At 71.0% G+C, this 12353-nt stretch carries 12 protein-coding genes, 1 tRNA gene and 1 other RNA gene; 6 read left to right on the top strand and 8 right to left on the bottom strand.

The window, feature by feature from the left end:
- Nucleotides 1-1917, top strand: a 1917-nt coding sequence (locus tag PAI11_RS25095) for an amidase (protein WP_050897362.1), incomplete at its 5' end; no start/stop codon positions are given.
- On the opposite strand, the gene PAI11_RS22525 is transcribed toward PAI11_RS25095, so the two are convergent.
- The 3 genes from PAI11_RS22525 to PAI11_RS22530 form a co-directional block, all read right to left on the bottom strand.
- Nucleotides 1914-2663 (bottom strand): glutathione S-transferase N-terminal domain-containing protein, encoded by a 750-nt coding sequence (locus tag PAI11_RS22525; RefSeq protein WP_007579090.1) that lies wholly within the window; start codon nt 2661-2663, stop codon nt 1914-1916. The genes PAI11_RS25095 and PAI11_RS22525 overlap by 4 nt on opposite strands.
- 117 nt (nt 2664-2780) lie before the next feature.
- Nucleotides 2781-2877, bottom strand: an RNA gene (ffs, locus tag PAI11_RS25705) — signal recognition particle sRNA small type.
- Between the two features lie 112 nt (nt 2878-2989).
- A complete protein-coding gene (locus PAI11_RS22530; RefSeq protein WP_138974497.1) occupies nt 2990-3337 on the bottom strand; it encodes a hypothetical protein in 348 nt (115 codons plus the stop codon).
- 110 nt (nt 3338-3447) lie between these two features.
- On the opposite strand from PAI11_RS22530, the gene PAI11_RS22535 reads away from it, so the two are divergent.
- Nucleotides 3448-3521 (top strand) — tRNA-Val (locus PAI11_RS22535).
- A 127-nt stretch (nt 3522-3648) separates the two neighbouring features.
- Here PAI11_RS22535 and PAI11_RS22540 read toward each other — a convergent pair.
- Genes PAI11_RS22540 through PAI11_RS22550 form a run of 3 tightly spaced genes read right to left on the bottom strand, consistent with a single transcriptional unit; the run spans nt 3649 to nt 6651 of the window.
- Complete coding sequence (locus tag PAI11_RS22540; RefSeq protein ID WP_138974498.1) at nt 3649-4221, bottom strand: hypothetical protein; 573 nt, start codon at nt 4219-4221, stop codon at nt 3649-3651.
- Nucleotides 4214-5143: a DUF4747 family protein gene (locus PAI11_RS22545; RefSeq protein WP_138974499.1), complete on the bottom strand. Its 930-nt coding sequence runs from the start codon at nt 5141-5143 to the stop codon at nt 4214-4216. The genes PAI11_RS22540 and PAI11_RS22545 overlap by 8 nt, the downstream gene beginning before the upstream one ends.
- Nucleotides 5074-6651 (bottom strand): tyrosine-type recombinase/integrase, encoded by a 1578-nt coding sequence (locus PAI11_RS22550; RefSeq protein WP_040601444.1) that lies wholly within the window; start codon nt 6649-6651, stop codon nt 5074-5076. Before PAI11_RS22550 ends, PAI11_RS22545 begins: the two co-directional genes overlap by 70 nt.
- An 870-nt stretch (nt 6652-7521) precedes the next feature.
- On the opposite strand from PAI11_RS22550, the gene PAI11_RS26610 reads away from it, so the two are divergent.
- Nucleotides 7522-8259, top strand: a complete 738-nt coding sequence (locus PAI11_RS26610; RefSeq protein ID WP_138974500.1) for a hypothetical protein — start codon at nt 7522-7524, stop codon at nt 8257-8259.
- A gap of 22 nt (nt 8260-8281) precedes the next feature.
- Complete coding sequence (locus PAI11_RS22560) at nt 8282-8572, top strand: hypothetical protein (protein WP_138974501.1); 291 nt, start codon at nt 8282-8284, stop codon at nt 8570-8572.
- A gap of 577 nt (nt 8573-9149) precedes the next feature.
- Here the strand turns inward: PAI11_RS22560 and PAI11_RS22565 are convergent.
- Nucleotides 9150-9332: a hypothetical protein gene (locus PAI11_RS22565; protein ID WP_007579102.1), complete on the bottom strand. Its 183-nt coding sequence runs from the start codon at nt 9330-9332 to the stop codon at nt 9150-9152.
- 405 nt (nt 9333-9737) lie between these two features.
- Between PAI11_RS22565 and PAI11_RS22570 the strand changes: the two genes are divergently transcribed.
- Entirely contained in the window at nt 9738-10391 is a 654-nt protein-coding gene (locus PAI11_RS22570) for a TetR/AcrR family transcriptional regulator (protein ID WP_007579105.1), read from the top strand.
- An 87-nt stretch (nt 10392-10478) separates the two neighbouring features.
- Entirely contained in the window at nt 10479-11387 is a 909-nt protein-coding gene (locus PAI11_RS22575; RefSeq protein ID WP_007579107.1) for an oxygenase MpaB family protein, read from the top strand.
- Between the two features lie 57 nt (nt 11388-11444).
- Here the strand turns inward: PAI11_RS22575 and PAI11_RS22580 are convergent, their stop codons facing one another.
- Nucleotides 11445-11768 carry an antibiotic biosynthesis monooxygenase family protein gene (locus PAI11_RS22580; RefSeq protein ID WP_040601446.1) on the bottom strand — a complete coding sequence of 108 codons (324 nt, stop codon included), beginning with the start codon at nt 11766-11768 and terminating at the stop codon, nt 11445-11447.
- Nucleotides 11769-12353: the final 585 nt, after the last annotated feature.

A 12353-nucleotide genomic window follows, 5' to 3' on the forward strand; every position in this document is an offset into this window, starting at 1 on the left:
GTCGCCGGCGCCGCCACCACCGCGGTCGCGCCGCAGCTGACCCCGCGCGCCAAGGTCCGCCGCGCCAGCGTCCGCGCGGCCGCGCCGCCCCCGCTGCCCGACGCCGCCGCCGTCAAGGCGCTCGGCAAGCCGCTGGTCGACCACGAGGTGGTCGAGCTGGCGTCGCTGCTGCGCGCCGGCGAGATCAGCTCGCTCCAGCTGACCCAGGCGTACATGGACCGGATCGAGCGGTTCAACGGGCCGTTCGAGGTCTACGGCGACAACGGCGGCTCGAACACCTTCGTCCGGATCGACCGGGAGGCGGCGCTCGAGGACGCCCGCCGCGCCGACCGCCAGCTGGCCGCGATGCGCGCCGGCGGCCCGGCGACGCCGTACCTGTGCGGGATCCCGATCGGAGTCAAGGACTCGGTCGGGGTCGCCGGCCGGCCGGCGAAGAACGGGACCCCGAACTTCGCCGCCAACATCGCGCTCGAGGACGCGACCGCCGTGGCCCGGCTGCGGACCCAGGGCGCGGTCATCATCGGCCACACGATCTGCTCGGCCTACTCGGGCGTGATCGCCGGCAACTTCGCCGGCAACGGCTGGAACAAGGACTACATCCCCGGCGGGTCGAGCCAGGGCTCCGGCGCGGCCCCGATCAACCGGCTGGCCGCGGCCGCGATCGGCGAGGAGACCGGCGGCTCGATCATCTGGCCGGCGGCGATCAACGGCGCCTCGGCGATCAAGCCCTCGCTCGGCCTGGGATCGGTCGCCGGCGTGATGCCGCTGTCGGCCACCTACGACGTGCTCGGGCCGCTCGCCCGCTCGGGTCGCGACGCGGCGCTGATCATGAACGCGCTGATCGGCCCCGACGCGATGAACGACCCGCAGTCGGCGGCCGCCCCGATCCCCTTCCCGACGCTGCCGCTGACCGCCCGCGAGGGCTCCAAGCCGCTGACCGGCCTGACGGTCGGGATCCCCCAGACCGACTGGCTGACCCGCACGGTCTACAACGACGACGGCTCGGTGAAGTCGACCGAGGTCGTCAAGCAGTCGCCGCAGTCGCTCTACGACGCCGACCACAAGGCCGCGTTCGACCGCGTCCGGGCCGAGCTGACGGCGATGGGCGCGACGGTCAAGGAGTTCCGCGGCCTCGACATCACCGCCTACGGCAGCGCGCCGGACTACGCCGACGGCGAGAACCCGTACTACCTGAACCCGGCGGTGCTCGAGACGATCGACGGCACCCCGGTCACGCCGCGCAACGCGGTCGTCTTCGCCAACCGCGCCGAGATCAGCTACGTCGAGGCGGTCAAGGCGTTCGCGGCCACGCAGCCGCCGGAGGTGGCGAGCGCCCTGGCCGCGCAGTACGGCCGGCGGCCCGGCGGCAGCAGCGACCCGGCGGTGGCGCCGACCTTCGACGCCGCGATCGCGCTCAACGCCGGGATCACCGCCAAGGCCCGCCGCGAGGGCGAGCGGCGGCGTCGCGAGCTGATCGCGAAGTACCAGAAGTCGCTGGACGACGAGGGCGTCGACATCATGCTGGTGATGTCGATCGGCGCCGAGGTCGGCAAGCGCAACCCCGCCAATCCGAGCGCCGGGCTGCCGCTGCGGCGCTACAACCAGATCGCCAACGACCTGTCGTGGCCGATGGTCTCGTTCCCGGTCGGGACGACCTCGAACGCCGGACTGCCGATCAGCGTCCAGCTGTGGGGCCCGCGCTTCAGCGAGCCGCGGCTGGTGCAGGCGATGATCGACTACCAGGCGCGCCATCCCGAGCACCACACGCGGTTCCCGGCCGACCCGCCGAACGCCGCCCCGCGCGAGGTGCCGCTGACCCTACGGCTGCGCCAGGGTCCGGAGAGCGCCCCGGTCGACCCGTCGCTGTCGAACGACCCGGCGGTCGCGGAGCTGGCCGCGGTGGCGGCGCGCCGCTAGCGCGCCGGCACCCACCCGGCCGGGTACGCCCCGGCCGGGATCTCGCCGGTGGCCGGCGGCAGGAAGCGCGTGGCGATCGCCTCGGCGGTCGTCCCGGCCAGCAGCGGGCGCAGGTCGCCGACCGCCAGCAGGATCCTGATCGTGGCGCCGATCTGCAGGTCGGCGGCGTTCGGCTGCTCGCCGCCGATCGTGCCCTCCTGCGCGAACCGCTCGATCCGCTCGATCTTGGCCGGCAGGCCGGCCAGGTCCTCGTGCAGCCGAACCGCGGTGATCCCGTGGTACTTCCACGCGACGTGGGCGAACTTGATCGCGAAGTCGGTGCCGGCCGGGTCGAGCGGCGCGCCCCCGACGAGCGAGTTCAGGGCCTCGGGCCGGAAGTGCAGCGCGCCCCACGGCAGTCGCCGGCCGAGGTCCTGCAGCTCGTCGTCGCCCCACCGCTCGGCCTCGCGGACGGCGTCGGCGATCGGCTCCGGGAAGAGCGGCGCGACGTCGGGCGCGAGCGCCTCGATCCGCGCCAGGATCGCCCGCGAGCCGTGGACGGGCTCGCCGTCGATCAGCAGGCCCGGGACGGTGTGGCGACCCTCGCCGTAGATCGCCGCGACCTGCTCGGGGCGGTCGCGCGCGGTCATCGACAGGTCGATGCGCTCGAACTCCAGGCCCTTGAGCCGCAGCGCCGCCTCGACCGTCAGGCAGGGGTGCGACGGCGGCAGGGCGTGGAGGGTCAGCTGGGGCGCGGTCGCCGGCATCGCCGCAGCCTAGATGATGTTCGGTCCCGCACCGGTCGAGGAAGCGACCGCCCGGTCGCCGACGACGGAGCGGCGACGGGAACGCGGACCCACGGGATCAGCCCGCCGCCGACGACTCCGAACGAGGCACCCATGCGCCCGCCGACGATCGCTTAAGGCTGCTTCCTTCCGGACCTGACCTGGTTCACGGGCCGGCGTCGCACGGGGACTCGTCCATCGACACCGTCGACGACGGGCTCATCCCGAGGATCCGCGTCGGGCGATGGTACCCGAGGCGGTCGGGGCGAGCGGGGCGGTCCAGCCGCGGCCCCTCGCCCACGCGCCCGTCAGTCGGTCGACATCATCTTGAAGATCGCGTGCACCACCAGCGCGATCCCGGGCAGGATCGACAGCAGCGCGACGCCGAGCAGGATGTCCGAGCCGGTGATCGCCGCGACGGTCAGCAGCACCACGACCATCAGCGCACCGGCGATGATCTGCAGCAGGAACGAGTTGGCCGACGGCGCGTCGTCGGGATCGACGGCGACCTGGTCATCGTCGTAGCCCCGGCCTCCGGGCGGCGAGGACTGGTGGTCGACCGGATCCGCCTGCGGGTTCGCCGGCCCCTCGTCGGGAGTCGCGACGACGGCGGCGGCCTCGTCGTCGCTGGTGGGGCCTGGAGTCGTGTCGCTCATGAAGTCCAGCATCCTGCACCATCCGGCGCCCGTCCAGCGTCGCGGCGCGGCGCCACGCCCAGCCCGCCAGCAGACATCGCCACTCGTCGGCGGGTACCATGGCGGGCCCCGGACGTATAGCTCAGTTGGTTAGAGCGCTCGCTTCACACGCGAGAGGTCACAAGTTCGAGTCTTGTTACGTCCACTGGTTCGGAGCGCCCCGTATCCGCGGGGCGTTCGTCGTTTTGGAGGGGCGCGCCCTATCGCGACGCCTTGAGGAAACCGGGCACAGGTTCTCATTCTCTGCCCAGCAGCCGGGGTCTGTACCCCACTCAACCTCGGCGGGGCAGTCGACGTACCGGCGCCGTGCCGTCCCCGTCATCGCGCTGAGTGAGTTCAGCGTCCGCTGCCCGGTGGACCCCATGCCGTACGAGGCTGCGTGCGAGAGCCACGATGTCGAGCAGGCCAAAGACGAATAGCGTTCCGAGCAGAACCCAAGCAGTTCCTTCGATGCCGCTCGGCACCGCCTGCGCAGCGGCCTTGTAGGCGATGGCCAGGAGGATCACCGAAACCTGCGTTCCAACGGCGACAAGGAAGGGATCCAGAAACCGTTGGATCCCTCCCCCGCTGGTCGCCGCGAGCATTCGAATGTAGGTGTTCGACGGGATCGATACGACGAGAACCAGGGCGGTGAAGACGACCGCGACCAGAGCGCCGCCGAGGGCAAGCAGGTCGCCCGCGACCGCGACTCGGGCCGAGAGACCCACAGATGCAAGCAAGATCCCGGCCCCTCCGCCGCCGATCAGCACACCCAACGCGCCTTCCGGCCACAGGCTTCGCAGGTTCAGCTCTCCGACCGCGCGCCAGACACCTACCGGCCGATCAAGATCGCTGCCTTCAGCCATCCCCCTCCTCCATGAACCTCCGCAGCTTGCCGCGCAGCAGATCCTTCACGAGTCCTCTCACCGTCGCCCAGTCGTGCGGCAACGCGCCCACTGCCTCGGTCGCCACGTTGTCGGCCTGGTTGTAGGAGCTGGGCCGCTCGCCGCGCCTTCCCTGCCCCTTCAGTTCGGCGAAGCCGTGTTGCCCCATCGCGACAGCTTGGCGAAAGTCGCGGTCGTGCTGGATCCCGACGAGGCCGCTCGGCCGGTCGGACGACATCTCCTCGATGAACGTGGTGCCGCGGCGTGCCTTCATCCGCTCGCTCAATTCCGCGAATGCATCCTTCGGCTCCGGATTCGGCAGCTTGGCGACGAACTGCACCTTCTGAACGATGTCGACGCTCTTCAGCCATGCGATGAACTCGACCTTGTCCAGGACCGGCTCAACCGCCCACGCAGTCGTCTGGTCTTCGGGATCCAGTTCGTCCTCGTTGGCCTGGAGGATCTTCTGGAGCACACCCGCGATCGTCGTCGCCTTGATCTGCGAGTCGCGAAGAACGGTCAGTAGGCGCGTTTCCCCGTCAAACCCGAACGGAAGGGCACGGTCGCCATGCGGCCCATCAGGCCCAGGGTGGTACGCCTTGTCGTCATCTGACCACCGATCGCCGACGCTAACAGCGCCCGACTGCCAGCCGATCTGACCGGTCATCAACTGGAGGTCCGGGTCAGTTTCGATCCCTCCAACACGCCAGATCCGCTCAGCCTTGCCCTGCGTCGAGACCGGGTACCCGGGAGCGAGCATCCGCTGGAAGTGGTCGAAGACTCCACCAGGCTCACGTGGAAAGAGCCCATCGGGCGGGTCGAGAGGTCGGCGGTTCACCCTGAACACGACGAACCGTCCGTCGCGCCCACCAAACCAAGCCGACTCATGCTCTTCCTTGGACACAGCCCCACGCTACCCAGCCCAGGAGACGGCACCAACGGAGGCCAACGTCTGACTGATCGTCCGGTTCTGCCTGCCATCTGGCCCGCCATCCGCCCGTTGCACTGGTTGCTTCGGCGTCTGCACACAGCCAGCTTCCTGGTCTGCCGCCGTCCCGGGTTCTGGCCACCAGCGATGGAGCGTGTCCGTCGCTCACACGAGCGTTGCGGCTGGCAGCGCCACTCGCCACCGCTGCGGTCCTCGTGGTCGGCCCGGCAACGGCCAGTGCCTTCACCGTTGGCCCCTCGGGAACCCCGTCGGCCTTCGCCCCGTAGCCGCGGGGCTCGATCGGAGGCCGGCGCCGGGCACCGGCCTCCGGAACAGGCTAGGCGACGGCAGACACCTCCTCGACAGGCAGCGGGGCCCCCGTAGACCAAGCGCCGGATCCGCTCCTCCTCGCCCGGGATACGCCGCATCCGCTTCCGGTACCGGGTGTAGGTGAATCCCGGATCGGCGTGACCAAGCTGGTCCGCCACGTGGCCCGGGTCCTCCCCCAGATACAGCAGGATCGAGGCGCAGGTGTGCCGCAGCCCGTGCAGCGTCAGGTCGGGGTTGATGGGGTCCTCGTGCAGATCGGCCAGTTGCTCGTTCGCCGCCGTGATCGCCGGCCGCAGGAGCCGGCGGGACAGGTTGCCACGGCTCTCCGGACCGCCCTTCGCGGTTCCGAAGACCCGGTCACCGGACGCTCCTCCGCGTCGGGCCTTCAGCTCGGTCAGCGCCTCGCGCAGCGGCGGAAGCAGTTCAATCGGCCGATCCGCGTTTGCGGTCTTGGTGCCACGGACGCGCATGCGCCCCTTGGCCAGGTTCACGTCCGACCACCGCAACTCGATCGCCTCACCGATTCGAAGCCCGCCGAGCAGGAGCGTCGCGAGCAACGCGTAGCCGTGCCCCCGACGACCCCGACGCGCTCGATCGAGTGCGTCGGCCGCCTTGAGAAGTGCCGCCATCTGCGCGGCTGTCTCCAGGTGCGCCGCCACGTGCTTCGGAGCCATGACCCGGTAGCCCGTGGCCACGTTCCGTTCCACGTGGCGGTAGCGAACGGCCGTTCTCAGGATCGCCTCCAACGTCCCGAGCGTCTTGTTGACCGAGACCGCGCCGAGGCCCCCTTCCCCTGGAGCGGCCGCCCGCTTCGCAGCGGCGTAACGCTCGACCTCCGCCTCGTCGATCTGATCGAGGGACATCCCGCCGAACCAGCCACCAAGGTGCGCGAGACGCCATCGCAGGTCGGATGCTCCGGCATCGGTCAAGCCCTTCCCGGCTCGCCCGCCGGTAACCATCTGCCGCCCCAACCACTCCTCCGCGAAGGTCTGGAAGAGCGGGGGCTCGAATCGGTCCGCTTCGGCGGCGTTGCGCGCGGCCTCCTGTTCCTTCGCGGAGCGGTACTGCCCGAGCTTGACCTGCGCCAGCAGCCGGTCGGCGCGTTCCTCGGCCTCCGCCCGGCTGATCGGCTCGTGACCGTAGTCGCGCCCCAACGTCTCGAAGACGCGCTCGCCGCTCAGGGTCCTGAACCGCAGCGCCCAAGTGGTACCACGCTTGCCCTTGCGCTGGATCCACTGACCCGTTGTGGCGCTGTATTGCCGCGCCCCTCCGCGCGCCTCGCGGGCTAGCGACCGAGTTCCTAATCCCTAGACAGCTCGGAGGCCCTGGGTGACGCTCTAGGTACATTAGGCGCGGGATGGCGAATCTGATCCCCAGCGTCGCAGCACACCCGGAACTGCCCGGGCTTCCTGCGCTCGGCTACTTGCCGAGGTGGACGATCACGGCCTGCTCGTCGTCCACCACCAGCTCGTGCGTCTCTGGATCCGCGCGGTAGCCGAACGCCGGCCGACCACCGACGTTGGCTCGACTCCCTTCGGCCGCCGCCGGCTGCCACGGTTCGCTCCGCGTCCCCGGCGATGTAGGGATCGCGAGCCAGACGGTCGCGCCTGGCCAGCAACAGGACCCCGGCCCCGTGGGTGAGCATCGCCTCTAGCGCGGTCTTGCCACCCTTGCGCTTGTCGAGCAGGACGGTCGACCGCTCGTCCGCCTCGATCTCGGCGACGATCTCCAGTCCCTCTCGCCCAAGGAACGCTGGGTTGCTACTCGCCGTGGGGGCGCCGCGCGAGGGGGCCGAAGCAGGCGCCGTACCAGTTCGAGTCACCGCCTTGCGTCGCCTGGACGTTCGTTCGAGGCCTTGTCGCGTAGCACCGAAGTTGGCAGTTCTGCGCTTGTGTCGCTGCTAGGTTGGCCCGGCTGAACGTGGCCGTGTGCGATGCCCGGTTCGGCTGTCCCGAAGTAAGCGCGTGACCTGGGGTTCGCGGACGCTGTCCGTGGGTCACGTTGTGCCAACACAGGAGTCACAGATGTTCTCTCGCGTCATCTCTGCGGCGGCGGCCGTTGCTGCGCTCGCGCTGGCCGCACCTATCGGTGCGTCCGCTTCACCGGTCCGGGTGGAAACGGGTGGTAAGGCCGCCCTCTCCAAGTACGGCATCAAGCTCGCCCCGGAGGAAAGCGATGCCCAGGCCATCGTCGTCGCGCCGCCCGGCGAGACCGTCACGACGCGAATCACTCCCGCCGGCTGCGACGACGATAGCTGTCGGTCGGTCCTGAGCCACCCCGGTGCACCGCCGCTCGCCGTCGGTCGTGCTGCTCGACGTGCGCGCACCCGCGCCGCGGCTGTTGACGAAGGCGTCGTGATCCCGCTCAACGGCGCGACCGCCGATCAGACCTCATCGGCGACCGCGCGCGCCAGCTTCCGTGCCATCCACTCCGTCCGCGACGACAACGTTCTCTGCCACGGCGCTGGCTGCGGGTTCTGGAAGATGAAGAGCGCTGACGTCGCCTACTACGACGGCAACTGGGCCTGGGGCTCGCGGTCCCGCCGCGGATACGCCGGCTGGAACGACTGTCAGTGGAGCAGCGCGGGCTACTCCTGGGACTCCAAGAAATGCAACTTCATCAACGACCCGTCGAAGGACGCCCTCTACGCGAACACCTCCGGCACCGTTTCGGCGTTCGTCAGCGGCTTTCCGATCAGCTCTGACAAGTACATCCACCAGCACGTGAACCTCAACGGACGAGCCTGGGTCGTCTCCAACTGATCGCGGTACGATCGGAGACACGATGACCAAGGGAATCGCAGCACCCGACGGTCCGAAGAGCTTTCCGGCCGCACCGGTGGTGATCCTGCTCGTCGTCGCCGTCGGACTGGGCCTGGTTCTTGGGCCGCTGCTCGTCCTGCCGATGCTCGTCGTGGCAGCGGGGGTCCTGAGCGGATCTGGGCATCCGAAGGTAAGGGCAGGGCTGTTCGGCATCGGCGTTGTGATGGCGATCGTCTTGGTCGCCGTTGCAGCCACCACCAACACGAGCACCCTCCATCACGGGCCTGAGGTGCGGAAGCTCGCGCAGCCCTAGCTCCCAAAAGTAGCGTTAGCGCGCTTCGGAGCCGTTCGCCGGCACCGGACGGCTCCGAGGAACGCAAGGGCCCCGCTGGGGCCCTTGCTTGTTCGCTGGGGAACGAGTTCGTCAGCCGGTCGCGCTGCTCGATCGGCGACGCGGAGCGGTCTCACCGCTCGTTGGCGCTGCGAGGTTGCCCACAACGTCATCTAACGCTCCTGCACGGAGGCTATGAGCCTGAACGAACCAGTGCGATCGACGATTCGACGATCGGGTTGTCCGGTCTTGATGTCGCTCGCACCGCGGGCCATCCAGACCGCGCCCGACCAGAGACGACGGTCCGGCGACTGGGGTTCTGGCGATTCCCAGCCTCCTCGAACAGGGGCTACCCGGGTGGGCGACCATCCATGCGGTACTGCGCAGGCTCGCCCGCTCCGCGCCGCTCAACGGTGCCAACGAGACTCCCTGGCTGCACCTCGGCTGCTGCGGGACGCTCTGCTGGCAGGGTTTCGCCGCGTCGCGTAGGGTCCTGTCTGAGGCTCCGAACTAGAAGCGGGAGAGGCCGAGCTGCAACTCGACCCCTCCGGAACGTCTCCTACTTCTTGTGCTTCGTCTTGTCAGGGCTGCCGTAGCCCATGCCCGGCTGCGGCGTCGGGGGGAGCCGCTCGCCCTTGGTGGCGGTAACCTCCCGACCCTGAGACCCTCCGCGGGGCCCGACGACGGGGTACTGACCGCTGACGGGCGCCGGCTGACCGGGCTTGTAGATCTTCTTGCTCATGTTCACCTCCTTGTGAGCGTGGTGGACTGCCCGTCATCCGCCTGGCATCGGTCGGAACGCCACGCCGATGCCTGTGGCCCGACTGTTGCCTTGCTCCTGCCTTTTGCCCGGGAGCCAGACTTCGTTCGCCGTCCGGCTCTGCCTACCTGATCGCCCGCCGTGCCTCCTCGCGATCACGTGCGCCTAGTGTCGCTCCAGCGCAGCGGCGGAGTGGCCAAGACGCGCCGCCACCGTCAGCCGATCGACTCCCTCTCGAAGCCAGAGTGAGGCGATCGAGTGGCGGAGGTTGTACGGCTTGTCGATCTGGATCAGGCGCGGTTCCTCGCCCGCGGCCCACGGCGGCGCGCGGCGCTGCGCGACGGCGCCAGCGGATCGACGCCCGCCCGACGGTGCGAGACTCGTCCGGTGGCCCCACCCGCACGACGCAGCTACGGCGGCATCAGCGCCGAGGATCGCCGCGCCGAGCGTCGCCGTCGCCTGCTCGACGCCGGGATCGACGTGATCGGCGGCGAGGGCTGGGCGGCGGCCACGGTCCGCGGGGTCTGCGAGCGGGCGCGGCTGACGCCCCGCTACTTCTACGAGGAGTTCGAGGACCTCGACGCGCTGGCGGTGGCGGTCTTCGACGAGGCGTTCGCCACGACCACCGCGACGGTCGTGGCGGCGATCGCCGAGGCCCCCGGCGACATCGACGCCCGCGTGCGGGCCGCGATCGAGACGGCGTTCCTCGCGGTCACCGACGACCCGCGCCTGGCCCGCGTGCTGTTCGCCGAGGCCTACGCCGCAGGGCCGCTGGCCGCCCGGCGGATCGCCCGGCTGCGCGACGTCGTGGCCCTGATCGGCGCCTACGGCCGCGAGGAGTTCGACGTCACCGCGGCCGCCGAGCCGCTGCTGCAGGTGACCGCGACGATGCTCGCCGGGGGCCTGGCCGAGACCGTCGGCGCCTGGCTGCGGGACGACCTGCCGCTGGAGCGCGACGCGCTGGTGGAGGATCTGGCGGCGCTGTTCGTCGCCTCGGGCCGGGCGGCCGAGGCGATCGCCCGCGAGCGCGGCGGGCGCTGAGCCGGCGATCGCTCCCGGCAGTTCTGATAACGCCCCGTTCCAGATCGTGTTACCGTTTGCCGCAGCGTTCCCGACGGAGGCGTAGGCATGCAGACGGCGACCCACCCGACCACCGCGGCGCACCGCCGCGACGAGGGCTACTTCCCGGCCGGCTCGATGCTGCGGCGGGTCCAGGCCCAGCGCGCCGTCGGGCTGCTCTACGGCCAGCGGGCGCTCTCGATCGGGGCGATCAAGCCGCTGAACTACGTCGGGACCTCGGAGCACACCGCCGGCAAGCAGGCGCCGTTCAAGCGCCTGGTCCGCACGGGACTGGCCTTCGAGACGATCTACTTCGGCACCCGGGCCGAGGCCGACAAGGTCCTGGCCTACGTCCACAAGATGCACGAGCGGGTCAACGGCGAGCTGCCCGAGGACGCGGGCGCGACACCGGCCGGCACCCCCTACTCGGCGCTCCACGGACCGCTGATGCTGTGGACGGTGGCGGTGATGATGGACTCCGCCGAGACCCTTCACGAGCTGCTCGTCGGGCGGCTGACCGCCGACGAGCGCGAGGCCCTGTGGCAGGACTGGCGGCGCTTCGCGCTGCTGTTCGGGACGCCGGAGGAGGTGCTGCCCGCCGACCACGCCGCGTTCCGCGCCTACTACGCGGCCGAGATCGCCGCCGCCGACGCGCACCTGACGCCCGAGGCCCACCACGTCGGCCGCTTCACCGCCTACTCGATCCCGACCCGCGCGATCGGCCGGCCGGCGATGGAGGTCCACAACATGCTGATCCTCGGCAGCCTGCCGCCGCGCGTGCGCGAGCTCTACGGGCTGCGCTGGAACGGGGCCCAGGAGCGACTGCACCGGGTGACGGCCGCGGCGATCCGCAACGGGCTCGCGGTCCTGCCGGGGCGCGTCACCGAGGGCGCCAACACCGCGGTCTTCCGGTCGGTCGCGGCCGAGGAGCGGCGGCGGCTGCGCAACGGCATCCGCACGCCGCACGTGGCCGGCTGACCTGGATCCGCCGACGATCGAGGGAGCGCCGGCGGACGGGACCGCGCGCGGCGCCGGTCAGCTGCCGGCGCCGACGCGCTCGACGACCTCGAACGCCAGCACGGCCGAGCCGTGGGCGACCGGCTTCTCGCCCCGGTCCTTGGCGGCCTGGGCGTGGCCGCGGGTGAACGCCTCGCTCTTGACCCAGGCCTGGAAGTGCTCCTCGCTCTCCCAGCGGGTGTAGACGAAGTAGCGGGTCTCGCCGGACACCGGGCGCAGCAGCTCGAAGCCCTCGAAGCCCGGCATCTTCTCGACCTCGGAGGCGCGCTTGGCGAAGCGCTCCTCCAGCTCGGGGCCACGCTCGGGCGCGACCTCGATCGCGTTGATCTTCACCACGGACATCGGTTCCTCCAAAGTTCGGCTGCCCGAATCCTGTCACGGCGGGCGTTGGGGGGCGGCCAGCGGGGTCGGGGCGACTGGAGGGCGGCGGGCAGTGGGACGCGGCGGGCGGTGGGGCGTGCCGCGTGAAGGGGCGGCGGGCGGGAGGGGGCGGCGGCCGGAGTGGCACCGCGGGCGGAAGGGGCGCGACGACTGGAGGGAGCGCGGCGACTCCGAGGGAGCGCGGCGACTCCGAGGGAGCGCGGCGACTGGAAGGGGCGCGGCGACTGGAGGGGGCGCGACGACTGAAGGGGGCGCGGCGCGCGGCGGGCATACCGTTCGAAGGGGGCGCGGCGGGCGCAAGCGGCGCTGGGCGGAGTCGCGCGCCGGGCGACCGGGGGGAAACGTCACCTACCCCGCTCGTCGTCGCGGGGTAGGTGACGTCGACCGCCATCGGTGACGGGAAACGTCACGAGGTCGGCCCGACGGCGCCGCCGAGTGACGTTTCCCCCACCCCCTGCGGTTCGCTCCTCGTCCCCGCGGTCCGCCCCACCCCCTGCGGTTCGCTCCTCGTCCCCGCGGTCCGCCCCACCCCCTGCGGTTCGCTCC

This window comes from Patulibacter medicamentivorans (assembly GCF_000240225.1).
GTDB classification, from domain to species: domain Bacteria; phylum Actinomycetota; class Thermoleophilia; order Solirubrobacterales; family Solirubrobacteraceae; genus Patulibacter; species Patulibacter medicamentivorans.

Bases quoted from the DNA above. Each gene is read 5' to 3' on its own strand.
- PAI11_RS22525 (WP_007579090.1), bottom strand. From the start codon at position 2,663: ATGCCGGCGACCGCGCCCCAGCTGACCCTCCACGCCCTGCCGCCGTCG.
- PAI11_RS22530 (WP_138974497.1), bottom strand. From the start codon at position 3,337: ATGAGCGACACGACTCCAGGCCCCACCAGCGACGACGAGGCCGCCGCC.
- PAI11_RS22540 (WP_138974498.1), bottom strand. From the start codon at position 4,221: ATGGCTGAAGGCAGCGATCTTGATCGGCCGGTAGGTGTCTGGCGCGCG.
- PAI11_RS26610 (WP_138974500.1), top strand. From the start codon at position 7,522: ATGTTCTCTCGCGTCATCTCTGCGGCGGCGGCCGTTGCTGCGCTCGCG.
- PAI11_RS22560 (WP_138974501.1), top strand. From the start codon at position 8,282: ATGACCAAGGGAATCGCAGCACCCGACGGTCCGAAGAGCTTTCCGGCC.
- PAI11_RS22565 (WP_007579102.1), bottom strand. From the start codon at position 9,332: ATGAGCAAGAAGATCTACAAGCCCGGTCAGCCGGCGCCCGTCAGCGGT.
- PAI11_RS22575 (WP_007579107.1), top strand. From the start codon at position 10,479: ATGCAGACGGCGACCCACCCGACCACCGCGGCGCACCGCCGCGACGAG.
- PAI11_RS22580 (WP_040601446.1), bottom strand. From the start codon at position 11,768: ATGTCCGTGGTGAAGATCAACGCGATCGAGGTCGCGCCCGAGCGTGGC.